Raw genomic sequence first — 551 nt, forward strand, 5'->3', positions numbered from 1 at the left:
CCGCGGGCGGTTACGCCGGCGAGATCGGCCACTCGCCCATCGCCGACGGCCCGGCCTGCCCGTGCGGCGCGCGCGGCTGCCTGGAGGCCGTCGCCTCGGCCGGTGCGATCGCCCGGCGCTATCGGGAGGCCACCGGGGTCGTGCCCGACGGCGCGAAAGACGTGATCGCCAGGGCGGCCGCGGGTGACGAGGTCGCCGCCGCGATCTGGGACTCCGCGCTCGACGCGCTCACGATGTCGCTCGCGCAGCTCACCGCGGTGGTCGCCCCCGAGGCCGTGGTGATCGGCGGCGGGCTCTCGCGCGCCGGAGGAGCACTGTTCGACGAGCTGCGGCGCCGCCTGGCCGCGCGTCTCAGCTTCCACCGGCTGCCGGTGCTCGTGCCCGCCGAGCTCTCCGGCAACGCGGGTCTGATCGGTGCGGCCCTGCGGGCCAGGGAGCTGACGTGATCCTCACCGTCACGCCCAACCCCGCGCTCGACCTGACCTGGCGCGTCGACCGGCTCGTGGAGGGCGGCACGCACCGCGCCGACGCGGGGGCCGCGCGCGCGGGCG

Annotated in this window: 1 protein-coding gene; it reads left to right on the forward strand. The window is 77.7% G+C overall.

The genetic code is table 11. The annotated features are described in order from the left end of the window. A partial coding sequence (locus DW299_RS00035) for an ROK family protein (RefSeq protein ID WP_136035198.1) occupies positions 1-446 on the forward strand: 446 nt, incomplete at its 5' end. Between the last annotated feature and the right edge of the window lie 105 nt (positions 447-551).

Origin of the sequence: Microbacterium sp. K35 (genome assembly GCF_004794375.1) — a bacterium.
Lineage (GTDB): Bacteria > Actinomycetota > Actinomycetes > Actinomycetales > Microbacteriaceae > Microbacterium > Microbacterium sufflavum.